Origin of the sequence: Photobacterium nomapromontoriensis, from assembly GCF_050336815.1 — a bacterium.
In the GTDB taxonomy this organism is placed as follows: Bacteria; Pseudomonadota; Gammaproteobacteria; order Enterobacterales; family Vibrionaceae; genus Photobacterium; species Photobacterium nomapromontoriensis.
Genome location: NZ_JAKJSL010000039.1, coordinates 59,397 through 83,322, shown reverse-complemented (window position 1 = coordinate 83,322; position 23,926 = coordinate 59,397). Strand labels below are relative to the sequence as shown.

The 23,926-nt window shown below is 47.8% G+C and carries 19 protein-coding genes and 2 pseudogenes; 6 read left to right on the top strand and 15 right to left on the bottom strand.

Annotated features, from left to right (window positions below; genetic code table 11):
- Nucleotides 1-199: pseudogene (locus L4D12_RS17045) on the top strand (group II intron reverse transcriptase/maturase); the annotation flags it as partial.
- A 101-nt stretch (nt 200-300) separates the two neighbouring features.
- Here L4D12_RS17045 and L4D12_RS17040 read toward each other — a convergent pair.
- From L4D12_RS17040 to aspA, 4 genes are all read right to left on the bottom strand, one after another.
- Entirely contained in the window at nt 301-2,199 is a 1,899-nt protein-coding gene (locus L4D12_RS17040) for a protein-disulfide reductase DsbD (RefSeq protein WP_428449035.1), read from the bottom strand.
- A 100-nt stretch (nt 2,200-2,299) separates the two neighbouring features.
- Nucleotides 2,300-3,217, bottom strand: coding sequence for a LysR family transcriptional regulator (locus L4D12_RS17035; RefSeq protein WP_428449034.1), 918 nt, complete (start codon nt 3,215-3,217; stop codon nt 2,300-2,302).
- A 497-nt stretch (nt 3,218-3,714) separates the two neighbouring features.
- The gene (locus L4D12_RS17030; RefSeq protein WP_428449033.1) at nt 3,715-5,022 is read right to left on the bottom strand and encodes an anaerobic C4-dicarboxylate transporter; all 1,308 of its coding nucleotides are present in this window, start codon (nt 5,020-5,022) and stop codon (nt 3,715-3,717) included.
- Between the two features lie 125 nt (nt 5,023-5,147).
- On the bottom strand, nt 5,148-6,611 hold the full coding sequence (aspA, locus tag L4D12_RS17025; RefSeq protein WP_428449032.1) for an aspartate ammonia-lyase: 1,464 nt from the start codon (nt 6,609-6,611) through the stop codon (nt 5,148-5,150).
- Between the two features lie 460 nt (nt 6,612-7,071).
- Between aspA and L4D12_RS17020 the strand changes: the two genes are divergently transcribed.
- Nucleotides 7,072-7,605, top strand: coding sequence for an FxsA family protein (locus tag L4D12_RS17020; RefSeq protein ID WP_428449031.1), 534 nt, complete (start codon nt 7,072-7,074; stop codon nt 7,603-7,605).
- A gap of 104 nt (nt 7,606-7,709) precedes the next feature.
- Here the strand turns inward: L4D12_RS17020 and L4D12_RS17015 are convergent, their stop codons facing one another.
- A complete protein-coding gene (locus L4D12_RS17015; protein ID WP_428449030.1) occupies nt 7,710-9,080 on the bottom strand; it encodes an MATE family efflux transporter in 1,371 nt (456 codons plus the stop codon).
- A 207-nt stretch (nt 9,081-9,287) separates the two neighbouring features.
- On the opposite strand from L4D12_RS17015, the gene L4D12_RS17010 reads away from it, so the two are divergent.
- Nucleotides 9,288-9,578 (top strand): co-chaperone GroES, encoded by a 291-nt coding sequence (locus tag L4D12_RS17010; RefSeq protein WP_107351003.1) that lies wholly within the window; start codon nt 9,288-9,290, stop codon nt 9,576-9,578.
- A gap of 41 nt (nt 9,579-9,619) precedes the next feature.
- Entirely contained in the window at nt 9,620-11,266 is a 1,647-nt protein-coding gene (groL, locus tag L4D12_RS17005) for a chaperonin GroEL (protein WP_428449029.1), read from the top strand.
- 962 nt (nt 11,267-12,228) lie between these two features.
- Here groL and L4D12_RS17000 read toward each other — a convergent pair.
- From L4D12_RS17000 to epmB, 5 genes and pseudogenes are all read right to left on the bottom strand, one after another.
- A pseudogene (locus tag L4D12_RS17000) lies at nt 12,229-12,694 on the bottom strand (MgtC/SapB family protein).
- Nucleotides 12,695-12,806: 112 nt separating this feature from the next.
- Nucleotides 12,807-13,715 (bottom strand): 30S ribosomal protein S6--L-glutamate ligase, encoded by a 909-nt coding sequence (gene rimK, locus L4D12_RS16995; RefSeq protein ID WP_428449028.1) that lies wholly within the window; start codon nt 13,713-13,715, stop codon nt 12,807-12,809.
- Nucleotides 13,716-13,947: 232 nt separating this feature from the next.
- Entirely contained in the window at nt 13,948-15,165 is a 1,218-nt protein-coding gene (gene alr / locus L4D12_RS16990; protein ID WP_428449027.1) for an alanine racemase, read from the bottom strand.
- An 89-nt stretch (nt 15,166-15,254) separates the two neighbouring features.
- Complete coding sequence (locus L4D12_RS16985; protein ID WP_428449026.1) at nt 15,255-15,935, bottom strand: hypothetical protein; 681 nt, start codon at nt 15,933-15,935, stop codon at nt 15,255-15,257.
- 167 nt (nt 15,936-16,102) lie between these two features.
- Nucleotides 16,103-17,125, bottom strand: a complete 1,023-nt coding sequence (gene epmB, locus L4D12_RS16980) for an EF-P beta-lysylation protein EpmB (protein ID WP_428449025.1) — start codon at nt 17,123-17,125, stop codon at nt 16,103-16,105.
- 33 nt (nt 17,126-17,158) lie between these two features.
- On the opposite strand from epmB, the gene efp reads away from it, so the two are divergent.
- On the top strand, nt 17,159-17,725 hold the full coding sequence (gene efp, locus L4D12_RS16975; RefSeq protein WP_428449024.1) for an elongation factor P: 567 nt from the start codon (nt 17,159-17,161) through the stop codon (nt 17,723-17,725).
- A 137-nt stretch (nt 17,726-17,862) separates the two neighbouring features.
- On the opposite strand, the gene frdD is transcribed toward efp, so the two are convergent.
- From frdD to frdA, 4 genes are read right to left on the bottom strand one after another with little or no spacing between them, the layout of a single operon-like run.
- The gene (frdD, locus tag L4D12_RS16970) at nt 17,863-18,225 is read right to left on the bottom strand and encodes a fumarate reductase subunit FrdD (protein WP_428449023.1); all 363 of its coding nucleotides are present in this window, start codon (nt 18,223-18,225) and stop codon (nt 17,863-17,865) included.
- A 10-nt stretch (nt 18,226-18,235) separates the two neighbouring features.
- The gene (gene frdC, locus L4D12_RS16965; RefSeq protein ID WP_428449022.1) at nt 18,236-18,619 is read right to left on the bottom strand and encodes a fumarate reductase subunit FrdC; all 384 of its coding nucleotides are present in this window, start codon (nt 18,617-18,619) and stop codon (nt 18,236-18,238) included.
- Between the two features lie 2 nt (nt 18,620-18,621).
- Nucleotides 18,622-19,362 carry a succinate dehydrogenase/fumarate reductase iron-sulfur subunit gene (locus L4D12_RS16960; RefSeq protein ID WP_428449021.1) on the bottom strand — a complete coding sequence of 247 codons (741 nt, stop codon included), beginning with the start codon at nt 19,360-19,362 and terminating at the stop codon, nt 18,622-18,624.
- Nucleotides 19,362-21,173 (bottom strand): fumarate reductase (quinol) flavoprotein subunit, encoded by a 1,812-nt coding sequence (gene frdA, locus L4D12_RS16955; RefSeq protein ID WP_428449020.1) that lies wholly within the window; start codon nt 21,171-21,173, stop codon nt 19,362-19,364. The genes L4D12_RS16960 and frdA overlap by 1 nt, the downstream gene beginning before the upstream one ends.
- A 543-nt stretch (nt 21,174-21,716) precedes the next feature.
- On the opposite strand from frdA, the gene epmA reads away from it, so the two are divergent.
- A complete protein-coding gene (gene epmA, locus L4D12_RS16950) occupies nt 21,717-22,688 on the top strand; it encodes an elongation factor P--(R)-beta-lysine ligase (RefSeq protein ID WP_428449019.1) in 972 nt (323 codons plus the stop codon).
- Between the two features lie 272 nt (nt 22,689-22,960).
- Here epmA and L4D12_RS16945 read toward each other — a convergent pair whose 3' ends face one another.
- Complete coding sequence (locus L4D12_RS16945) at nt 22,961-23,686, bottom strand: carbonic anhydrase (protein ID WP_428449018.1); 726 nt, start codon at nt 23,684-23,686, stop codon at nt 22,961-22,963.
- Nucleotides 23,687-23,926 lie beyond the last annotated feature (240 nt).

Genomic DNA, 23,926 nt, shown 5'->3' with positions numbered 1-23,926 from the left:
GCTTCATCGAGAATTGAAACAGCGAGGATATAAACCGCCGTTTAGTCACATACGAATGACAGGCTGGAGAAGCTCTGCGAGTCCGTTATCGAGCTACGCTATGACAAATCAATGGTTCAATGAACTTGGTTTAGTCAATATTGAACATGTTGTGACAGGGCATGTGTTCAGCACTTACGCTGAATGGAAATGTACATGAGCCGTATACGAGGTCCGTACGTACGGTTCTGTGAGAGGGATGAGGCGGCGACGCCTCACCCTACTCGATGTGAGTTGTTTTTTAAATCTTATGATGGCAATTTATTTAGAGTCTTCATGCGAGCGTGTGATCCGGTGATCGGAGAGGTGCTTTAAAAAAGGTTTTGCCTTCATAAAGCCCGTTAATCTGGAGCCTTCCATACGCTTTCCCTCACTGTCCCAGAAATCCACCGTGGGCAGCCCAAGTACATTCATTGCTTGCATTAACTCGATATCCTCGGGGGAGCTTTGGGTCACATCGGCTTGAAGCAAGATAAAGTAACCGAGTTGACTGGCGACTTCCGGATCGTGGAAGGTGTACAGTTCAAATTCTTTACAGGCCACGCACCAGTCGGCATAGAAGTCGAGCATGACAGGCAAGCCTCTGGCTTTCGCCTCTTCCAATGCCAGTGTTAAATCATCAATGTCACTGACTTTCTCAAATTCAATGGTCATTTGGGGCTGGCTTGACGGTTGATCTGCGGTGCCGGTGAATAGCGGATAAAGCGGTTGTACTGAGAGAAATAGTCCGACCATGGCAATGACGGTCAATACACGGCTACGCCATGACACATTGAGGGTATTTTTGACATGGTAAAGCCAGCCAAAGGCGCTAATACCCAGCAGCGCCCACAAGATGGGCATGACGGAGTGGGGCAGGATACGTTCAAGTAAGAACAATGGTACCGCCAGTAAAATAAAACCGAAGACGGTTTTGACGTGGCTCATCCAGTTACCCGCTTTTGGCAGTAGCTTATTGCCGAACATGGTCGCCAGTATCAATGGGATCCCCATCCCGATCGCCAGCGCGTACAACGCGACGGCGCCCGTGAGTAAGTTCCCGCTCTGGGCAACATAGATCAAAGCACCAGACAGTGGTGCAGTGGTGCATGGTGAACATACCAGTCCAGAGATCATCCCCATCAGAAACACGCCTCTGGCGTGGCCGCCTTGTTGTTTATTGCTCAGGTTAGTTAACCCGGTTTGCAATGTGCTGGGCAGCTGTAGGGTATAGACCCCAAACATCGACAGCGCCAGCAACACGAACAGGACGCTTAACCCGATGAGGATGGCAGGGTGTTGCAATGCCGCTTGAAATTGCATCCCCGCAGAAGCAACCACTAACCCTAGCAAGGTATAGGTGAGTGCCATGCCTTGTACATAGATAAAAGCCAGCTGGAAGGCCTGACGCTGAGTGAGTTGGCCATTACCGAGTACGATACCACTTAAAATGGGGTACATGGGTAAGACACAGGGAGTAAAGGCCAAACCTATGCCGAGGGCAAGAAAGAGCAGCGGGGTCCACCATTGGCCGGCCAGCGCGGCTGCGAGCTGATCTTGTTGAGTGGCTGGGGTTGGCCTGATCTCACTAGCCGCCTCGAGTGCAGCGAATGTTGCCTTATCGAAGTTAGTACTTACTTTAATATTACCATTCTTTATCTCGGCAGGTGACGAGACTGTATGGCGTTTATTTTCTGATGGCTGCTGGCCCATTACCGCATTCAGTGGGATCTGACGGATTTCCGGTGGGTAGCAAAATCCCGCTTCAGCACACCCTTGATACCGTACCGTGAGGCTACCGTGGCTGGTTGCTTGAATGAGCGGCACACTGAGCGTCAATGGTTGGGTATAGATATTGGTCTGGCCAAAAAACTCATCCTGATAAGGGTGCCCGTCAGGTATTTCAATGTGCCCAAGCTCAGCATTATCTGCAGAGATACTCAGCTGTTGCTGGTACAGGTAGTAGCCGGGTTTTACCTGCCAGTCGAGATAGACGCGATCCCCCTGTTGGATGAAATTAAACGGGAAGGCGTCATCAACCGCAACAAATTGAGTTTGTACTGCGGGTGTATCGGGCAATGTCAAGGCACTGGCAGGTAAGCCAGTACTGAGTGCGCCAGCGATAATCAGTAAGGTGAGTAAGTCGCGAAAACCGTGGCGATACCGTTGGAGTAATGTCATCTGGCAGGGCTCGTCTCTTGGTAGTAATAGATAGGAAATAAAGTGTATATATCATTATATAACTATATCTCCCTAAGACCGGATTGAGCACTGCCCTGTTTCATTTGTGTGGTGTAAAGGGCATTGATTCTGTCAGGCTATGTCGCATGAAGTCGGTAAACAGTCGGATATGAGTCGGAATATAACCGAGCCGTTGGTACAGCATGTAGATTGGCCGTGATGGCGAGTACCAGTTGTTCATCATGGTTACCAGACGACCATCGTGGATTGCATCCGCGACCACATAATTGGGTAAACAGGCGATCCCTAGGCCGTTGATTGTCGCTTGCTTTATGCTGTTGAGATCGGCGATAGCCATTTTAACTGGCGAGTTTATCCAGATAGTCTCCGGCTCTGCGGTATTTTCTTTGTTAGTGAGTGCCCACTCAAATTCAGGAACACTGGCCAGACGGGCATGGAGGTTGAGATCATCGGGATGCTCTGGCATACCGAAGTCTTCAAGGTAATGAGGGCTGGCGACGAGGATCCGTTGTGAGTGGCCGATTTTGGCGGCGGCAAAGCTGGAATCAGGTTGCTGACCAACCCTAAATACCACGTCATATTGTTCTGGGCTGTAGTCGTGATGCTGATTGGATAAATGGGTCAGGGTCAAACTGATATCAGGCTGTTGGGCCAGAAACTGGTTAAACAGTGGCATCAATTGATGAGTCAGCAAACCGACTGGTGCTGATACGCGCAACACACCACGAGGATTGCTGTGACTGCTGTCGTGGAGCTCAGAGGTTGCCGCCTCCAACCCTTCCAACAGCGGCTGGCAGCGTTCGCAATAGCGCTGACCAAGGGGGGTCAGCGCAACATTACGGCTGTCACGGATCACCAATTGGCTGCCAAGGGTGTCTTCCAGTCGTTGTAATCGACGACTGAGGGTGGCGGGGGGAATATCGAGAGCACAGGCCGCTGCCCGAAAACTGCCTTGTTGAGCAATGGCAACAAGGGTGCGTAGGTCGTCTAATTTCATACCATTTTTGCATCGCTGCATAACACATTTATCTCTATCGTTGGGGTGCCCCAATGGCTACTATTATCTGGCAGGCTTTCCTGTCTTAGCCTGCTCTGTAGCATAAAAGACACGATGCCAGTGATGCGTTGGGATTAACGTTTCATTGGATTGAACAACGGCGATGGGAATCCGCAGTTGTTCGTGGTCTTCGCCCTAGGATGGGGCGAAGGCATTCTATTTATCACCGCTTACGATGCTGTTGGTTCTTGGCTCTGTTGCTCTTCGCTTTTCCTTGCCTATTGCTCTTGGTTTTTCCTCGTTTCTCGTCCCTAGTCTCTCGTGACTCGCCTCTGACTTTTTCCCTTTGCTTGTTAGCTGTTCCTCGTTCCTGCACTGTATCTCTTTGTTCTTGGCTTCTTCTCGCCTCTAGTCCCTCGTGACTCGTCTCTGCTCTTGCTCCAGCTAATAAAAAGGCTGCCCGCAGGCAGCCTTTATGCGTCTGTTATTATCGAGAATTACAAGAACAGTCCGCCAAATACAAAGCCTAATGCCACAGACGTTGTGATGGTAACAAGGCCTGGGATAAAGAACGGATGGTTGAATACCAAGTTACCGATACGGGTAGAGCCGGTGTCATCCATCTCAACCGCCGCCAGTAGCGTTGGGTAAGTTGGTAGTACGAACAGTGCGCTGACCGCTGCGAAAGAGGCGATGGCCGTTAGCGGCGCGACACCGATAGCCAATGCAGCAGGCATTAGTGCGGTTGTTGTTGCCCCTTGTGAGTACAGCAGCATAGAAGCCAGAAATAGGATCAGAGCCAGCATCCATGGGTAGTCACTCAGTAGTTGGCTGGCCACTTCTTTAATGCCATCAACGTGGCCGTTAACGAAGGTTGAACCTAGCCATGCCACACCCAGTACACAGACACATGCTGTCATACCAGAACGGAATGTTGGGGCTGAAGGGATTTTAGACGCGTCAATACCTGTGGTGTAAACGATGGCTGCTGCCGCTGCTAGCATGAAGGTCATGATTGCTTCGTTACGACCGAGTGCTGGGTTATCAATCAGGCCAATTGAGCTTGAGATCGCGGCAGCGTAAGCCACAACAATCACGATAGCGGCAAGGAAGATAAATGTCGCTTTTTTCGCATTTGGTGAGATTTCGCGTTTAGTTGAGCCTTGTAGTTTGATCAGGCCTTTGGCTAGACGCTCTTGATAAATCGGATCATCTTTTAGTTCACAGCCAAGGAAGTTAGCCACAAAAGCACCGATCATACAGGCAATAAAGGTCGTTGGAATACAGATAGCCAATAGGGTTAGGTAACCAACACCCAGTGGCTCAAGCAGGCCTGAGAAGAACACAACTGCCGCCGAAATCGGAGAGGCTGTAATGGCAATCTGCGAGGCAATAACCGCAATAGAAAGTGGACGCGATGGGCGAATACCTTGTTCTTTGGCAACTTCTGCAATTACGGGTAGTGTTGAGAATGCTGTGTGCCCAGTGCCTGCCATCAATGTCATCAGGTAGGTCACAATCGGGGCGTAGAAGGTAATACGTTTAGGGTTTTTACGCAGGAAGTTCTCAGCGAGTTCAACCAACCAGTCCATGCCACCTGCAACCTGCATTGCAGCAATCGCGGTGATCACTGACATAATGATCAAGATAACGTCAATTGGAATGTAGCTTTGACTTGTTGGCATGCCAAGCACGAGAGAGAGTACGATAACGCCGGCACCACCTGCCAGACCGATACCAATGCCGCCAATTCGGGCACCCAAGTAAATGAATGCAAGAACGACTAAAAGTTCTATACCAACCATGTGTTTGTCCTGTCTAAAAGTGGAAAAAATTTAAAAATTATAAGGAATATAATAAAGGGGGAATCTGTAGCAAAAAAAAAGGCGGACCTTCATCCTGAAAATCCGCCTAGCTGTTCGGTTACTGATTAATTGTAACGCTTAGCTTTGTATTCCGGGTGCATTAGATTCTGCACAGAGAAGATATCATCAAGTTGCTCTGCCGTCAGTAGTCCGCGCTCAAGAACGACTTCACGAACGCTCTTTCCTGTTTCAGCACAGATCTTACCAACGATGTCGCCTTCATGGTGACCGATGAATGGGTTTAGGTAAGTGACGATACCGATTGAGTTGAACACGAAGTATTCACACACTTCTTTGTTCACAGTGATGCCATCAATACACTTGTCGCGTAGGTTGATACACGCATTCTTCAGTAGGCTGATAGATTCGAATAGTGCCTGACCGATCACTGGCTCCATCACGTTTAGCTGAAGCTGGCCTGCTTCGGCAGCGAAAGTGATAGTGGTGTCGTTACCAATAACTTTAAAGCAAACTTGGTTAACCACTTCTGGGATTACAGGGTTAACTTTAGCTGGCATGATTGAAGAGCCTGCCTGCATTTCAGGTAGGTTTAGCTCATTGAGACCAGCACGTGGACCTGAAGACAGTAGACGTAGATCGTTACAGATCTTAGACAGTTTAACGGCTGTACGCTTAAGCGCACCGTGAACCATAACGTAAGCGCCACAGTCAGAGGTTGCTTCGATAAGATCTTCAGCTGGTACACATGGTAGGCCGGTGACTTCAGCAAGACGCTGAACAGCCAACTCTTGGTAACCTGTTGCTGCGTTCAAGCCAGTACCGATAGCCGTTGCGCCCAAGTTCACTTCCAGTAGAAGTTGAGCAGTGTACTGTAGGTTCTTGATTTCTTCTTTAATTAGAACAGCAAACGCACGGAATTCCTGGCCTACAGTCATTGGTACTGCGTCCTGAAGCTGGGTACGACCCATTTTCAGAATGCCGGCAAATTCTTCTGTTTTCGCATCGAAAGCCGTTTGTAGGTAAGCCAGTGCTTCTAGCATCTGCATTAGGCTGTTATAAACCGCAACGCGGAAACCAGTAGGGTAAGCACAGTTAGTTGACTGAGACTTGTTGACGTGGTCGTTCGGGTTAATGATGTCGTACTCGCCTTTTTCCTTGCCCATTAGTTCAAGTGCAAGGTTAGCGATAACTTCATTGGCATTCATGTTTACAGACGTACCAGCACCACCTTGATAAACATCAGATGGGAATTGATCCATGCATTTACCTGTTTCAAGGATCAGATCACAAGCTTTAATGATGTATTCGCCGACTTCTGAAGGGATAGCGCCCAATTCTTTGTTAGCCATTGCTGCTGCTTTCTTAGTGAAAACCATGCCGCGAACAAATTCTGGTACATCAGAAATGGTGGTATTAGAAATGTTGAAGTTTTCAACTGCACGCAGAGTGTGAACACCCCAGTAAGCGTCAGCAGGGATGTGACGTTCACCAAGTAGATCTTCTTCAATACGGGTTGCTACGTTGTTTAGCATTGCTTCATTTTTTTCTAGATCAATCATCTGAGACATGAGGTGGCCTTAGTGGAATCTGCTAATTAAATTCAAATATTGAGCCAATTCTGAAAGTTAGAGTCCATTCTGCAGAGTTTTTGGCTAGATGATCATACCTGACACCTATTTGTCTGAAGCCGATAATACTCCCCTTTAGGGGTAAAAACATAACCCAGATCACTTTTTGGTGGTGACTGAAAACATTTGCACGATAATGAGATCTAAATCACATTCGCTGTTAACAATTGCCCCCTTGTTAGCGCTTAAAAATGAATAACTATGACAAAATGTGACAATGATGTTTGAGCAATGGATTGGGGTATTGTAATCAATCGTTACATTCAATATCGATTGCGGTGAGTTGAAAATTATCGACTATCACCCAATATGTGTAATTAACCATAGGCCATCATGTAGTGTGTCAACAATGTGTTACAGATATGGCCCGCCTAGACCGCGAACCAGCAAGGGGTAAGCCGTGTTTCCTATTTTACTGTTTTTGTTTATTGTCGTGCCAATTGTCGAAATTGCCCTGTTTATTCAGGTTGGCGGCTTCCTCGGCTTGTGGCCGACAGTAGGCTTGGTATTGGTGACCGCGGTCGTGGGGGCCTCGTTAGTCCGCAGCCAGGGTATAGCCACGTTGATGTCGGTGCAAAACCGCTTGCAACAAGGGGAGTTGCCCGCTCAACAGATTGTTGAAGGTGTCATGCTTGCCGTCGCCGGGGTACTGCTATTAACCCCAGGTTTTATGACTGATGCAATGGGGATGCTGATTTTATTGCCCGCCCCACGCGCGATGTTGGCGAAGCAGTTGATGCGTCGGGTTAAGGTGCAAGGGATGGCATCAGGATCAGGTTTTAGCGGGGGATTCGGTCAGGGACCAGATTTTGGTCAGCAAGGTCCGTTTAATCACCATTCACGGGATGACGCATCAAATGGCGATGTGTTTGATGGTGAATATGAACGTAAAGATAAGAAGTCGGACGATGATGACTCACCGCGTTTACGTTGATTAATGAACAATAGCGCAATGCACTATTGTGTGATTATGATGAAAACAAAAAAGACAGCCAAGGCTGTCTTTTTTGTTCATGCTGTTCATATTTAACAGGGCGGCTATTGATGAGAAATACGGACATCATCAGGCCAATTTTTACGTAGTTTGATAGCAAACAGATAAGCGACTAGGCCGCTGAAAATATTGGCTCCAGCAATACCGATAAATAGCCCCTCGGTGCCTGCAATCTGGCTGCCGAGCCAAGCGGCGGGAAGCAGCAGGGCAAACAGTCGCAGTAAGTTGCCAATGAGCGCGTGAAAGGAACGGCGCATCGCATTGAGAGCACTGATCAGCAGCGAACAAACCGCTTGTAGGCCATAGCTGGCAGGTACCACTAATAAATAGTGCCACAGTTGCGATTGTACGGCAGGATCTTGGCTAAATAGTGATGACAAAGGCCAGCTCAGTGGCACCATCATGATAAAAATCAGTAACTGGAACACAATCGCAAAGCGCATCGCGGTAAAGAGAGCAGAGAATGCCCGTTCTGGTTTATCAGCCCCAAGATTTTGTGCCATCACAGGCATCAACGCCGATCCTAGGGCCATCATTACGGTGATCAGGATTGATTCTATTCGCATTGCTGCCCCATAGGCAGCAACGGATGCAGTGCCTTGGGCTGCCAATAGTGTCATCAGTAATGCACCCGACAAGGGCGTAAGCGCGTTTGACATCCCGGCAGGTGTCCCTATCCGGAGAATTTGCCCCCAATCTTGGCCTAGCGTCGTCAGTTGAGGCCGGGCAACCAGTTTTTCACGCTTGATCAGAATATAGAGAGAGCACGCAAGGGCACAGGCCCAGCTGATCCCACTGGCAATGGCAGCCCCTTTTACCCCGAGAGCGGGCAGGGGGCCAGGACCGAAGATCAGTAAAGGATCCAGTACACCGTTAATGGCGCCCGCAAGGATCATGATCTTGGCGGGGGTGGTTGCATCACCGGTTGCCCGAATCGCGCTGTTACCCGCCATAGGGATCACCAATAACGGAATTGCCAGATACCATACTTCCATATAGTCATGAATAATCGGTAACAAATCAGCTGACGCTCCCATCAAGGTGAACAGCGGCTTGATGGTGAGCAAGCCAAGGCCTGCCGCCAGGACCATCATCATCATTGCCAGCAATAAGCCGTGAGTGGTCAGGCGGGCTGCACTCTGGGTATCGCCGCTGCCCAGACGGTGGCCGATACTGGTTGAGATACCCACGCTGATCCCCATGGTGATACAGTTCAGAGCAAAAGTAATCGGGAAGGTAAAACTGACCGCCGCCAGCGCATCGGTACCAAGCAGGGAAATAAAAAAGGTATCAACCAAATTGAACATCAGGATCGAGACCATACCGAATATCATCGGGATGGTCAGACGCCGCAGAACATCTGGAATGGGATCGGACAGGAGTCCGTGTTTGTCGGAAGCGTGATCGACTGCCATAGTGGTCTCAGGAAAGAAATGCCTGCTTACCCTAATCCAAAGAGTGTGATCGGGCAAAAGTTCTGATAGATATTTAGTAAAAAAATGGCCATCAGGGCTTGGGATCTTAAAAAACGACCCAACATGTCTAGGTATCAGAAAAAGTAATCGGCAGTGACCGTTTACCTTATTATCGTATGGATATTACCTAATCAGGAGAGACGACCAATGAACATTCGTCCTTTACACGACCGCGTTATCGTTGAGCGCCAAGAAGTTGAATCAAAATCTGCAGGCGGCATCGTGCTGACAGGTTCAGCGGCTGAAAAATCTACCCGTGGTGTTGTACTGGCTGTAGGTAAAGGCCGCATTCTAGAAAACGGCACGGTACAACCGTTGGACGTGAAAGTTGGTGATACTGTTATCTTTGCAGAAGGCTACGGCACCAAAACTGAAAAGATTGATGGTAAAGAAGTCCTGATCATGTCTGAAAATGACATCATGGCAATCGTTGAATAATCCGATCATCTCAAATTAAAAATTAAGAAAGGAAGACTGACATGGCTGCTAAAGACGTAAAATTTGGTAACGACGCACGTATTCGTATGCTGGAAGGTGTAAATGTTCTGGCTGACGCGGTAAAAGTAACCTTGGGGCCTAAGGGCCGTAATGTGGTATTGGATAAATCATTCGGTGCGCCTGTTATCACCAAAGATGGCGTATCTGTTGCACGTGAAATTGAACTGGAAGACAAATTCCAGAACATGGGCGCGCAAATGGTTAAGGAAGTCGCTTCTCAAGCGAACGATGCAGCGGGTGACGGTACAACAACTGCGACCGTTCTGGCACAAGCGATTATCGCTGAAGGCCTGAAAGCTGTCGCTGCTGGTATGAACCCAATGGATCTTAAGCGCGGTATCGACAAAGCCGTCGTGGCGGCGGTTGAAGAACTAAAAGCACTGTCTGTTCCTTGTGCCGATTCAAAAGCGATTGCACAGGTGGGTACGATTTCTGCTAACGCAGATTCCACTGTGGGTAATCTAATTGCAGAAGCAATGGAAAAAGTAGGTCGTGATGGTGTTATCACGGTTGAAGAAGGCCAAGCACTGCAAGATGAGCTTGATGTTGTGGAAGGTATGCAGTTTGATCGCGGTTACCTGTCTCCTTACTTCATTAACAACCAAGAAGCGGGCAGCGTTGATCTAGACAGCCCATTCATTCTGCTTGTTGATAAGAAAGTATCAAACATTCGTGAACTACTGCCAGCCCTTGAAGGCGTAGCGAAAGCCTCTCGTCCACTGCTTATCATTGCAGAAGACGTAGAAGGTGAAGCGCTAGCAACACTGGTTGTGAACAACATGCGCGGTATCGTGAAAGTGGCTGCTGTTAAAGCACCTGGTTTCGGTGACCGTCGTAAAGCGATGCTACAAGATATCGCTGTGCTGACTGCGGGTACGGTGATTTCTGAAGAAATCGGTCTTGAGCTTGAAAAAGTTCAGCTAGAAGACCTAGGTCAGGCGAAGCGCATTACAATCACTAAAGAAACCACCACTATCATTGATGGTTCTGGTGAAGAAGAGATGATTCAGGGCCGTGTTGCTCAGATCCGTCAGCAAATTGAAGATGCAACTTCAGACTACGACAAAGAGAAACTGCAAGAGCGCGTAGCGAAACTTGCTGGTGGTGTTGCGGTGATCAAAGTGGGCGCAGCTACTGAAGTTGAAATGAAAGAGAAGAAAGACCGCGTTGAAGATGCACTGCACGCAACTCGTGCAGCTGTTGAAGAAGGCGTGGTAGCCGGTGGTGGTGTTGCACTGATTCGTGCTGCTGCTAAAGTTGCTGGCCTTGAAGGCGACAACGAAGAGCAGAACGTGGGTATCCGTGTTGCACTACGTGCGATGGAAGCACCTATTCGTCAAATCACGAAGAACGCAGGTGACGAAGAGTCAGTTGTTGCTAACAACGTTCGTGCTGGTGAAGGGAACTACGGTTATAACGCGGCTACCGGTGAGTACGGCGACATGATCGAAATGGGTATCCTGGATCCAACGAAAGTGACGCGTTCTGCACTGCAGTTCGCCGCATCGGTTGCTGGTTTGATGATCACGACTGAAGCGATGATCACTGACCTTCCTGCAAAAGACGCTCCTGCAATGCCTGATATGGGCGGCATGGGCGGTATGGGTGGCATGGGCGGCATGATGTAACCCCCAACCTACAGATAAACTATAAAAACGGAGACTTCGGTCTCCGTTTTTTTATGCCTGTATTTACCGTCATTCCTCTTCTGGTTTACCCGCTCTGTTTGTGTGAATTGTTGTACAGGGTTCGTCGGGTAAAATCCTCGAAAAGCTGCACAAGAATTATATTCAGTAAAAACAGTAACTTACATACCGGTTAATCCGGTCTGGCTTATGGTGTGTAGTTTGCACATCTTATTGGTGTACTTTTGTTGAAAAGGTGTACGCTTTTTTGAGGTGTGAGGTGTGAGGTGTGAGGTGTGAGGTGCGAGAAAGCTAAGTGATTTGTGATCGTTAGGCTCTATGAAAAAAGCGAAGTTGCAAGTGCTAGGGAAAATGTTAGCGGAGGTATCAGGAAGACTCGTAGGTAAAGAAGATTACTTACAAGAGAAGAGCGTACGCTGGCTGGCATACCTGCATATCCTTTCGATTCCATATTAGTAAAAATCCTACTGTAGGCAAAAAACTATAACTATTACGCCTATCATATTACTCAATGTCGCGATTTGGTTCACTGAGAAAAAAGCCAAAAGAGCTGTACGTTAAGTAAATCTTTTTAAAAACAATAACTTACAGCATTAAAATCGATTGTGTCTCCATGATCTTAAGGGCGTTCAGCTTTTTGCTGTTATTGGCAATAAAAGCTGTTTTTGGGGCTAAAATGCATTTTTACGCGATGGGTGCCGCTTAATCCGGCAGTATTTTACCTATGTGGTTCATTGAGATAAAAGCTCGAAAAGCTGTACACTATTTTATTTCCTTAAGAAACAATAGGTTACATTGATATTGTGGTAACCCAGTGCTGGTCGACGATGCGATCATAAAAAAGATGCTTTTCCGCGGTAAAGCTGTACATTTAAAGTGGACAGAGAAGCCCCACCAGCATGGTGGGGCGGTATGGATTATGCCAATTGGGGGGATGTTGATTGCTATGAATTGTCTTGGGAGGTCTGTGGTGTGCAGCGTTTACGTTGACGACGATCACTGAGGTGGGAATGTACGCCGTTACGCAGGAAGCGCAGGCTATTTTCCAGTTTATCGACGCCAAACAGGATAGCGACCACTAAACTGGTCATAATCATCGCGGTTTTACCATAGCCAAGACCAATGGTGATGCCCAGTGCCGCTAGCATCCAAACCACAGCCGCCGAAGTGACGCCATGAATCTGGCCGTCACGGGTCATCATGACGCCGGCTCCGAGGAAGCCAATACCGGTGATCACCTGCGCCATAACCCGTGAGATATCGGCATTATTAATCGATAAGGTTTGACCTAGAGTAATAAAAAAAATAGGTACCAAGAATGATTAACGTTGAGGTTCTGATCCCAACGGGTTTGCCGCGTAATTGGCGTTCCATGCCGATGACTGTGCCGCAAATGGCACACTGTAAGATGGCAGATCAAGTAAAAGGGGTGATCTCAGGCAGTATCAAGCTTAACGCCGTGGTGTAATGCTGAAAAAGCAGCCCGAAGGCTGCTTTTTAATATTCGGTTTTGCTCTGTGTATTATTGCTGTGAGTTACGACGGCGATTAGCCGCTTTGCCTGCGTTTTTCTCAATGTACTCGACAATCATACCTGCAATATCTTTGCCCGTTGCGCCCTCGATACCTTCTAGGCCTGGTGATGAGTTCACCTCCATCACCAGCGGGCCACGGTTTGAACGCAGTAAGTCAACGCCAGCCACGCTTAACCCCATTGCTTTGGCGGCGGCTACAGCGGTTTTACGCTCTTCTGGTGTGATGCGTACTAATGATGCACTACCACCACGGTGAAGGTTAGAACGGAACTCTCCTTCTGCGCCCTGACGTTTCATTGCGGCAATCACTTTATCGCCGATCACAAAGCAGCGAATATCCGCACCGCCCGCTTCTTCGATAAACTCTTGGATCATGATATTGGCTTTTAGCCCCATGAACGCTTCAATGACACTTTCAGCTGCTTTTTGTGTTTCCGCTAGTACCACGCCAATGCCTTGTGTACCTTCAAGCAACTTGATAACAATCGGTGCGCCACCAACCATTTTGATCAGATCAGGCACATCATCCGGCTTGCTGGCAAACCCCGTGATCGGCATCCCCACACCTTTACGGCTCAGGAGTTGCAGCGAACGAAGTTTATCTCGTGAGCGAGTGATGGCAATCGACTGGTTGACCGAAAACACATCCATCATCTCAAACTGGCGCAGTACCGAGCAGCCGAAGAAAGTAATATCGGCACCGATACGAGGAATGATGGCATCAAAGCCTGTCAAATCCTGACCTTCGAAATGAATCGATGGTTTGACCGAGTTAATATTCATATAACAACGTAAGGCGTTGATAATAACCGCTTCATGGCCACGTTGCTCAATAGCTTCGCGGAGACGACGGGTGGAATACAGGTTTTCGTTCTGGGAGAGAATGCCAATTTTCATTGCGTTACTCGTTCTCGTGGTAATGATTTTGGATAGGCGTGGCAAAGTTTGGCTAGCTTTGCAGTTAGCTGTTATCAAATAGCAGATTGGAGCGCGACTATGCGCTTTGTTGGACTAAATAGCGAGTAAATTGCGGATGATCTTTTTTAATGTTGGTGATAAAAATATTTCATTAATAAATACAGGCTGACGATGCGCCAGCCTGCCATTATTAAAGGTTATATGTGGCTATTTATAGATAAATTCGTGGGTTAGCTAAACCCCAGATGGTGTAATGCTCAGGCAAGATCCGGCCACTGTTTGATTCCGTTTCACTGCTGCTGATTTTATCATTGCGCTGTGGGCCAAAAATGACCACTTCATCATTTTCTTTACAGGTTGGAATGTCGGTGACATCGACCATCACGGTATTCATTGATGCCACGCCGATAACCTTAGCGCGCTGACCGTTGATCAATACTTCTCCTTTATTTCCCAGTGAGCGGGCAAAACCATCAGAGTAGCCAATCGGTAAATTGGCAAGTGTGGCGTCGCGATCGAGTACCGCAGTACTGCCATAACCAACGGTGCTGCCGGCAGGGAAGTGATGCAGTGATGCAATGCGGGTTTTGAATGACACAATACGTTTATATGGGCTCTTTCCTGGGTAGTCACCGTAAATGATGCCTCCGGGACGCACCATGTCCAAGTGCGCCTCAGGTACGTTCATGGTAAGGAATGAGTTAGCCGCATGCAGGGTAATATCTTCACGTTGTAGTGGTGAGTTGTCGATCAGCCATTGGGTTTCGGTTTTGAACTGGCCGATTTTCTGTTTAATAACGGCGATATCTTCGTTAGGGAAGTGAGTCATCATACCGACAATTTTCAGGTCGGGAGACTGGGCAATGGCCAAGCCTTCTTCTTTGCCCTCTTCCGTGCTGAGATCAAGACCGTTACGCCCCATACCCGAGGTATTCAGCGCTAGATGAATTGGCACTTGGGTATCATGGGTTTTCGCGATATCAATGATTTGCAGGGCTTGTGCACGAGTGCCAATCAGCTCTTCGATCTGATAAGCCAGACCCGCTTCAATCTCGTTGCGGCTGGCCGAGCGAACACGCATCAGCTGGCCTTTAAAGCCGTGCATACGTACCGCTCGGGCTTCTTCATTGCTGGTGATCCCAATGCATGGGATTTGGTTGGCAATAACGGTTGGCATTAATCCGGCAATACCATTTCCATAAGCATCGGCTTTCATTATGGCGCAGATTTTCGATTGGCCATTCAGTTGTTTCTTGAGCAACTGAAGGTTGTTAGAAAACGCTTGAGTGTCAATCTCTAGCCAAGCATTGCTAGCGGCAATGCGCGTTTCAACTGCCTGGGTATCATTCAAATCACTAAGCAAAGGTGCGGCATGGGCATTATGCATACCCATTAGGGCAAGAGTGATCAAACTGAGTGATTTTTTCATGGTACGGGGCATTCCTAGTAAACAATATATTGTGATTAAAATGAATGCTGTTGAATAACATTGCGTAGGTTGTTCAACAGCAGTTATCGTCAGCGCTGCTGCCGATATTCTTTGCTTGGTCTATTGACCGGTAAACGATAGGAGGAGGCGATCAGGCGTTCAATGACGAGTACGAGGATCATGACAAACAATCCCGCTAACACTGTGTGTGTAAGAGCTAGGTTGAGTATCGCATCAATGTCAGTCAGTGAAATATCAACGCCAATGACATACTGCTTACCTTGTTGGTTATAGAACGGGAGGAAAATGGAGCGGTAACGGCCATATTCGCCTTGATAGTCTTCATACTGCACTTGTCCGGTACTGAAGGCGACATGTAGCATCTTCGGGACAATTTTGTACTCTTCCATATACCAGCTTTCATAGCGGCCAGAATGCATTTCCTCGGGCGTCTGGTTGATATAGGTATAATTGATCTGGCCGTTGACCATCACTGTGGAGTAAACCCAGTCCAGCTTTGAGGCACTGGTAAACTCGGCCAGATAGGCAGAAATCTCGGCATAGTTTTCTGGCGTGGTGTTGTGAAGTTGATCATGAGTGTGTGGGCCAATGATTTTTTGCACCGCATTGGCTGCAGTGACCAGTTCCCCATTAAGTCGCTGCAGGGTGGCGTCACGCAGAGCCTGATAAGACAGCGTTGACAGAAGTAAAATAATGATTAACGACAAAGCGACAAAGCAGGCGGTGAGTTTGTGTTTAAGGGGCATCATTGTACCTAGCTTATTTTGTGAGCTGCGTTCCAATTTGCAGCGTAAGCTTTTAATAAGCGGCACTATTTTGAATTTATTAAGGAAAGTATGAGTGAAAGATGACGATTACAAAAAAAGGCAGCTTCGCTGCCTTGATGAGTAGCTATTAATCCAAAATATTGAAGGTGTTATTCAAGATGGAGATCAAGCGGCGTTTTGCTGTTTCTGCCACCGATTTCGCGCGTCAGTCGAGGCACCAGATACCCAGAGACACTCTCCATTAGGCCGGCCATTAAGCGTCGAGCCTCGGTGTCATCAACCATGAAATGCGCCGCCCCTTGAACACGATCAAGAACGTGTAAGTAATAGGGTAATATACCGGCGGTAAACAGTGTTTCGCTTAGCTGGCTCAGGGCTATGACCGAGTCATTGACACCACGCAGTAAGACCCCTTGATTCAGTAACGTGACGTTGGCCTGTTTGAGCTTGGTCATGGCGGCTATCAGCTCGGCATTGATCTCATTGGCATGGTTAATATGAGTGACGAAAACCACTTGTAAGCGGGTGTCGGCGAGCTGCTGACATAGCGTGTCGGTAATACGAGTCGGAAGCACCACTGGCAGGCGAGAGTGAATACGCAGTCGCGTAATGTGGGGGATGGCTGAAATCCCCTGAATCAACCAGGCCAGCTCGTTGTCTTTGGCCATCAGTGGGTCACCGCCAGATAAGATCACTTCGTTGATTTCCGTGTGCGCCGCAATATAGTCGAGCGCAACTTGCCAGTTACGTTTACTGCCTGGATTATCCTGATAGGGAAAATGGCGACGGAAACAGTAGCGGCAGTTTACCGCACAGCCCCCTTTGACGATCATCAATACCCGATTATGGTACTTATGCAGCAAGCCGGGAATGGCATTATCTTGCTCGTCGAGCGGATCAACAGAGTAGCCGTCATGGATGTCGAATTCTTCAGCAAGGGGCAGTACTTGTCGCAACAATGGATCATAAGGGTTGCCAATCTCCATTCTTTCGACAAAGCTCATAGGGACACGCAGCGCAAATAATTGCCGAGCAGCAAGACCCTGTTCCCATGGGGTGGGATCTATTTTTAGGGTTTTAAGTAGCTGGATCGGATCAGAAATCGCATTAGCAAGATCATTAAGCCAGTTTTGCTCAACAGATGATGCGTTTCGGGTTATTATATGCGGCATTGTAGACAACTCGAAGATGTTAAGAGGAAAAACATGGCGTCTTTCAGCACCAATGAATTCCGCAGCGGAATGAAAATTATGCTAGATAATGAACCGTGTGTCATTATCGAAAACGAATTTGTAAAACCAGGTAAAGGTCAGGCGTTTAACCGAGTTCGGATCCGTAAGCTGCTTTCTGGCAAGGTTCTTGAGAAGACTTTCAAATCTGGTGAATCAGTTGAAGCTGCTGATGTAATTGATACTGAGCTGGATTACCTGTACAGCGATGGTGAATTTTTCCATTTCATGAACAATGAAACCTTCGAGCAGATCGCGGCTGATGTTAAAGCGGCGGGTGATAATGCGAAGTGGTTGGTTGAAAATAACACGTGCACACTAACACTGTGGAACGGTAACCCGATTGCTATTACACCACAGAACTTTGTCGAACTAGAAGTGGTTGAAACCGATCCAGGCTTGAAAGGTGATACTCAGGGTACAGGCGGTAAGCCAGCAACTCTGTCTACCGGTGCGGTAGTACGTGTTCCTTTGTTCATCGCTATCGGCGAAGTGATCAAAGTTGATACCCGTTCAGGTGAATATGTTGGCCGTGTAAAATAAATTTTACCTGCTGATTGAAGAAGGTCGCCCATGGCGGCCTTTTTTATTGGGGGTAATGTACGACTATGATCGTTAAGTTCCATACATAAAAAAGCACCGCGATGTGCGGTGCTTTTTTGTTTTTCAGCAAGCCGATCTTAGATCATGAACACAAAGATCACAGCAAGGGCTGACACAAGGAATGCTGTTGCGTAGCAAGCAATTTTGCCAACAGTACCTGTATGGAACTTCAGGTCGTGCATGCCGTGATGTAGACGGTGCATAGCATGCCACATTGGTAGCGAAAGCGTTGCAATCGTAAACAGCGCACCAATAATGCTGGTGACAAAGCCAGATACACGTTCGTAGCTCATCGCGTCAGCATCAAGCATGCCAAGCGGAACCATAATACCCAGCACCAAGACAGTAACAGGGGTTAGCATTGCAAACCATGTACCGCCAGCACCGAATAGGCCCCACCATACTGGTTCGTCAGAACGCTTAGGATTTAGATTAACCACAGTGCTCTCCTTAAACGAGTACTAGAACGAACAGTGAAATAGCGGCGACCGCTGCCCACTGAGCAAGAACGATGATTTTCTTGTCGACAGTTTTGCCTTTCAGTTTGATTGGCACAACTTGCGGCATCATGCTGAAGAATGTCTGAGCATGGAACAGGCTACCCGCCAATGCCACGATGTTCAGAATGATGACAACAGGGTTGGCCATGAACTCTAACCAGCCTTGCCAAGCTTCAGGGCCTTTCACTAGGCTGCCAAGACCAAAGGTCAAACAGATAGTGAAGAAAATCAATGGTAGTACTGTTGCTTCACGGACCATGTAGAAGCGGTAGAAAGGAAGATCTTTCCACCAAGTACGGGTCATTTCGCGAACGTAAGGTTTACGGTTGCTCATCCTTATGCCTCCTGAGGTTTCAGCATGGCAATAACGAAATCTTTAGATGATTCCACTTTGCCTTGGTTAACCGCTGCTGCTGGATCAACGCTCTTCGGACAAACTTCAGAACAGTAACCCACAAATGTACAGCCCCATGCACCGTTTTCACCGTTGATCAGCTTCATACGCTCATCAGCACCGTTGTCACGGCTGTCTAGGTTGTAACGGTGAGCCAGTGTTAGCGCGGCAGGGCCAATGAACTCAGGGTTCAGGCCAAACTGCGGACAAGCTGCGTAGCATAGGCCACAGTTGATGCAGCTTGCAAATTGCTTGTATTTCGCCATTTGCGCTGGCGTCTGGTTGTTTGGACCGTCTTCCGGCGTGCGCTCATTACCGATGATGTATGGTTTGATCGCTTCTAAACGCTCGATGAATGGCGTCATATCGACAATCAGATCTTTCTCGATTGCAAAGTTAGCCAATGCTTCGATTTTTAGGCCATTCGGGTAGTCGCGAAGGAAAGTCTTACAGGCCAGTTTTGGCACCTTATTAACCATCATGCCGCAAGAACCACAGATCGCCATACGGCAAGACCAACGGTAAGCCAGATCTTTGTCTAGGTTATCTTTGATGTAACCCAGCGCATCAAGTACTGACATGGTTTCATTGAACGGAACTTCGAACATTTCGAAGTACGGTTCTGCGTCTTTGGCCGGGTCATAACGCATGATTTCTACTTTCTGGATGCGATTATCTGACATTATGCCTGCTCCTCTTGTTGCTTTTGCTCAGCGGCTTCTTGTGCAGCAGCTTCTTCAGCAGCAGCACCGTATAGACGGGCTTTAGGCTGAGATTTCGTGATTGTCACGTCGCTATACTCAATGCGAGGTGCGTCGTCACCGTTGTAGAATGCTAACGTGTGCTTCAGGAAGTTCACGTCATCACGCTCTGTGCAACCGTCGTCTAGACGCTGGTGCGCACCACGTGACTCGCGACGCTCTAGTGCTGAGTGAGCCATTGCTTGCGCAACTTCTAGGCCATAACCGATTTCGATAGCGTAAAGCAGATCGGTATTGAAAACCTTGCCTTTGTCTTTGATGCTGATGTTCTTGAAACGCTTACGCAATTCAGCCAGCTTCTCAATGGTCGCTTCCATCAAATCTTGTTGACGGTAGATACCACAACCCGCTTCCATGGAGTGACCCATTTCAGTACGGATATCGGCCCAGTTCTCATCGCCTTCTTGTGCCAATAGGGCATCAATACGCGCTTGAACGGCTTCTGTTTGTGCGGTAACTGCTGCGTCATTCCAGCCTTTGAATTCTTCAGCGCGCTTAGCGGCACCTTCACCGGCTAGGCGACCAAAGACAACTAGCTCAGCCAGCGAGTTAGAACCTAGACGGTTTGCACCGTGCAGACCAACAGAAGAACACTCACCCACCGCGAACAAGCCTTTAATGCGAGTTTCATTGTGGTTGTCTGTCTCGATACCGCCCATGGTGTAGTGTACGGTTGGGCGAATTGGAATTGGCTCTTCTGCCGGGTCAACGTTAACGTAGGCTTTTGATAGCTCACAGATAAACGGTAGACGCTCGTGTAGGTATTCTTTACCTAGGTGACGTAAATCCAGGTGCACAACATCGCCAAGCGGGTGCTTGATGGTGTTGCCTTTCTGCATTTCATGCCAGAAGGCTTGTGAAACTTTGTCACGAGGACCCAGTTCCATGTATTTATTTTTAGGATGGCCGATTGGTGTTTCTGGGCCCATACCGTAATCTTGCAAGTAGCGGTAGCCATTCTTGTTCAGCATGATACCGCCTTCACCACGACAACCTTCTGTCATCAGAATGCCGGTACCAGGTAGGCCGGTTGGGTGGTATTGAACGAATTCCATGTCACGCAGTGGGATACCATGGCGGAATGCCATTGCCATACCATCACCGGTCACGATGCCACCATTGGTGTTGCAGTTGTACACACGACCAGCACCACCGGTTGCAAGCACAACCGATTTAGCTTTGATACAAACGAGTTCGCCTTCAGACATGTGGATAGCCACAAGACCTTGAACTTCACCGTCATCGACGATCAGATCAACCACAAAGTATTCGTCGAAGCGGTTAATTTGTGAATATTTAATAGAGGTCTGGAACAGGGTGTGTAGCATATGGAAGCCGGTTTTATCCGCGGCAAACCAAGTACGCTCAACTTTCATCCCGCCGAAGCGACGCACATTCACTTCACCGTTTTCTTTACGGCTCCATGGACAGCCCCACTGCTCCAGCTGAGTCATTTCGCGTGTTGCATTTTCTACAAAATATTCAACAACGTCCTGTTCACATAGCCAGTCACCACCGCCAACAGTATCGTTGAAGTGATTATCTAAGCTATCTTCATCCTTGATGACAGCTGCGGAACCACCCTCTGCCGCAACGGTGTGCGAACGCATTGGGTATACTTTAGAAATCAGTGCAATTTCCAAGTCTGGGTTTGCTTCTGCAGCAGCAATGGCTGCACGCAGGCCGGCACCGCCAGCGCCGATAACAGCGATATCTGTGGTAATAGTCTTCACAGCTATCCTCCGAAGGTAAGACGATAAAATTTAAAAAAGTACGCCTGAGCGTACTTATCCTTGAAATCCTGCTGCTATTTTATGAAACAAAAGCGAGAGAAAATATGATTTAGACGCGGCTTTTTTAATGAAATAACCATAAAGTATAAAGTGATTACAGAAAATGTGATTATTGTCACAAATTGTCATGTTTTGTGATTGTTAAATGATTGAGTTTATTTGTTTCGTTTGTTTATGGCTCATTAATCACGTGTAGCTGGTATTTGTCCTAAGGTCATAATAAAAAAAAGTTTTCCATTCCCCTTTGGAATCACCATACGAGTGAATATTACAGTTGTGCGCTATCTGTGGTGCAATTGTTAATCTTTGGTGTGTTTTTGGTGGTTGTTTTGCTTTCTTTGTGGTGGTGAAATGATCATGTTCTTTCACAAATTTTCATATTTTGTTTTGAGAGTGACAACGTGGGGAGATGGCTGTGCGATAGGCACAGATTTGCTAAAATCATGGCTAATATTGATACCACGATGAAGATGAATATCGGCTATGACAACCCATTGGCAATCTACGGCAACCCTTGCCCAGCTTAAACAGCGTGCAGCGACTCTGGCTGCTATTCGTGATTTCTTTGCTCGTCGTGAGGTGATGGAAGTTGATACCCCTGCAATGAGTCAGGCGACAGTGACCGATGTGCATCTCCACACTTTTCAGACTGAGTTTGTAGGCCCCGGTTTTGCGCAAGGTCAGATTCTTTATCTGATGACGAGCCCTGAATTCCATATGAAACGTTTACTGGCGATGGGCAGTGGTCCGATTTACCAGATCTGTAAATCGTTCCGAAATGAAGAATCAGGCCGTTATCACAATCCGGAATTCACCATGCTGGAGTGGTACCGCCCGGGATTTGATCATCAAGATCTGATGGATGAGATGGATGAGTTACTGCAGCTGGTATTAGGTTGTGGTTCGGCACAACGCATGACATACCAACAGGCGTTTATTGAGGTGTTGGGGGTATGTCCACTAGCGGGGGGGATGGTTGAGTTAAAACAGGCTGCCGCCAAGCTGGGGTTAGCCGATATTGCGGATCCAGAAGAGGATCGTGATACTTTGCTCCAGCTGCTTTTCAGTATTGGTATTGAGCCTGAAATTGGCCAGCAAGTGCCGGTTTTTGTTTATGATTTTCCAGCATCTCAGGCCGCACTTGCTCAGATCAGTTCAGAGGATAGCCGGGTGGCCGAGCGATTCGAGGTGTATTTCAAAGGGATTGAGCTGGCGAATGGATTTCATGAATTGTCTGACGGTGATGAGCAGTTGGTTCGCTTTGAAGCAGATAACCATAAGCGTATCGCGATGGGGCTCGCAGCCCAGCCGATAGATATGCATCTTGTGAACGCGTTGCGTGCGGGTTTTCCAGATTGTGCTGGTGTGGCTTTGGGCGTGGATAGGTTGATCATGCTCGCGCAGCAGCTGGATCACATTGATCAAGTGACTGCATTCCCGATCGAGATTGCATAATGTTGCTAGAGTAGGATCCTGCTTAGCAATATAAGATCTAAGTTGATGAAAAAGCGCGGCAAATCACCGCGCTTTTTCATGTGTGCATAGCGGCCAGTGCTGGGGGAACAGCGAGCATTTACAGTGTATTTACGAATAAGCAGTAGGTTAGGATTCCAAGGCATCTTACCGTAATGGCTAAATCATACTCAAAACCCCACCTAAATGCAAATGACTATCAATATCACCTTTGTTTGATGGCTGTTATGCCGTTTATTGAAATACTACAAGGCTTATTTCAATATCAGCCGAGCATTCAATGGTTGTAATGGCCGAGCATTATTTCCCATCACGTTGTGTAAGGCGTCTGTTTGCGATTTACTGCTGGTTTGATGCTCTTGCATAACAAACCAACGTACCCCTTCGCTGCATGGTGGGGTGGTCAATGAGCCGTTAAAACGAAAATATTCACGCTCGCGAGGCAATAGTGCTGCTGGGCTGAGGGGATTGCTGATGGCGATTTGTTCACCGTTAGCTGGAATGGTCGTCAGAAGATCATTAAAGGCTTCATTCCCCCGAGGTCCCGTTTCGAACATTGCACTAATAACGGCAAGCTGGCCTTTACTATTAGCATGAACAAAATGCACTTCTAGTGGGAACTGTTTGCCGTCAATGAAGTTTTCAGACGGGGTGTGGAAGTGAAATTGCTTCAGCTCAAAGGTATCGCCATCAACCTGAAGGGTATTGTTGCCGCTGACATTGGCCTGAACAGTATGGCCATTGTTGATGATATTGGTCACCGTACCTTGATAGTCAATATGCAGTGGGGCCAGCTCCGCCTCGGTGGGGGTTTTGATGTCAACCGGGGTTTGGTTCATGCCCTGACTACAGGTCGCAAATTCTTCTCCCCAATGTGCTGCGCCATGCTCGCCTTGATAACTCCATTCTGCGGCACTGGCCGTGTTTACGCCACAGATTGCGGCGGTTAAAACCAAGACGGCTAGGGTATGCTTTTTCACTACATTCTCCTCGTGTTCTTTGTTTTCTCGTGAGCGAGCACCATTCGGAATGCGGATCAGGCTATGTGTTTATGATCGCTTCTGTTGATGCACCGTTTTTAGTGTAAGTGGATATTGGCTAGGGTGTGTGTAATTTGTGTGAGGATTTTTTATTTTGTACCTATATCTCAATATATTGCATGAAATATGAAAGGTCGAAATTCAGGTTGGGAGGCAGTTAATGATTTTTGTTTGAGGTGA

What these genes read in the sequence shown, in the direction of transcription:
- L4D12_RS17030 (WP_428449033.1), bottom strand. Translation starts at nt 5,022, where the DNA reads ATGGTTGGTATAGAACTTTTAGTCGTTCTTGCATTCATTTACTTGGGT.
- rimK (WP_428449028.1), bottom strand. Translation starts at nt 13,715, where the DNA reads ATGAAAATTGGCATTCTCTCCCAGAACGAAAACCTGTATTCCACCCGT.
- alr (WP_428449027.1), bottom strand. Translation starts at nt 15,165, where the DNA reads ATGAAAAAATCACTCAGTTTGATCACTCTTGCCCTAATGGGTATGCAT.
- epmB (WP_428449025.1), bottom strand. Translation starts at nt 17,125, where the DNA reads ATGCCGCATATAATAACCCGAAACGCATCATCTGTTGAGCAAAACTGG.
- L4D12_RS17015 (WP_428449030.1), bottom strand. Translation starts at nt 9,080, where the DNA reads ATGGCAGTCGATCACGCTTCCGACAAACACGGACTCCTGTCCGATCCC.
- efp (WP_428449024.1), top strand. Translation starts at nt 17,159, where the DNA reads ATGGCGTCTTTCAGCACCAATGAATTCCGCAGCGGAATGAAAATTATG.
- epmA (WP_428449019.1), top strand. Translation starts at nt 21,717, where the DNA reads ATGACAACCCATTGGCAATCTACGGCAACCCTTGCCCAGCTTAAACAG.
- frdC (WP_428449022.1), bottom strand. Translation starts at nt 18,619, where the DNA reads ATGAGCAACCGTAAACCTTACGTTCGCGAAATGACCCGTACTTGGTGG.
- L4D12_RS16960 (WP_428449021.1), bottom strand. Translation starts at nt 19,362, where the DNA reads ATGTCAGATAATCGCATCCAGAAAGTAGAAATCATGCGTTATGACCCG.
- L4D12_RS16985 (WP_428449026.1), bottom strand. Translation starts at nt 15,935, where the DNA reads ATGATGCCCCTTAAACACAAACTCACCGCCTGCTTTGTCGCTTTGTCG.
- aspA (WP_428449032.1), bottom strand. Translation starts at nt 6,611, where the DNA reads ATGTCTCAGATGATTGATCTAGAAAAAAATGAAGCAATGCTAAACAAC.
- groL (WP_428449029.1), top strand. Translation starts at nt 9,620, where the DNA reads ATGGCTGCTAAAGACGTAAAATTTGGTAACGACGCACGTATTCGTATG.
- L4D12_RS17040 (WP_428449035.1), bottom strand. Translation starts at nt 2,199, where the DNA reads ATGACATTACTCCAACGGTATCGCCACGGTTTTCGCGACTTACTCACC.
- L4D12_RS17035 (WP_428449034.1), bottom strand. Translation starts at nt 3,217, where the DNA reads ATGAAATTAGACGACCTACGCACCCTTGTTGCCATTGCTCAACAAGGC.
- L4D12_RS17010 (WP_107351003.1), top strand. Translation starts at nt 9,288, where the DNA reads ATGAACATTCGTCCTTTACACGACCGCGTTATCGTTGAGCGCCAAGAA.